The 302-nt window shown below is 64.2% G+C and carries 1 protein-coding gene; it reads left to right on the top strand.

Annotation, left to right across the window (positions count from 1 at the left end):
• The coding region (locus EN845_RS34670) for a beta-eliminating lyase-related protein (protein ID WP_245511890.1) at positions 1 to 302 on the top strand (302 nt) is incomplete at both ends.

The following is a 302-nucleotide window of genomic DNA, read 5'->3' as shown; positions in this document are numbered from 1 at the left end:
GCCGCCACAAGCTGCCGCTGCACATGGACGGCGCGCGCTTCGCCAATGCGATCGCGGCAACCGGCGTCAGCCCGGCCGAAATGACCTGGAAGAGCGGCGTCGACCTCATCTCCTTCGGCGCCACCAAGAACGGCTGCTGGATGGCCGACGCGGTTGTGATCCTCAATCCGGACTTCGGCAAGGAATTGCGCCTGCTGCGCCAGCGCGCCGGACAGACCTTCTCCAAGGCCCGCTTCATCTCGGCTCAGTTCGAAGCCTATTTCACCGACGAGTTGTGGCTGAGGATGGCGCCACATGGCAAT

The organism is Mesorhizobium sp. M8A.F.Ca.ET.202.01.1.1 (assembly GCF_004791595.1).
Lineage (GTDB): Bacteria > Pseudomonadota > Alphaproteobacteria > Rhizobiales > Rhizobiaceae > Mesorhizobium.
Note: the sequence above shows the minus strand (reverse complement) of the source record. Positions and strands in the feature narration are given on the sequence as shown.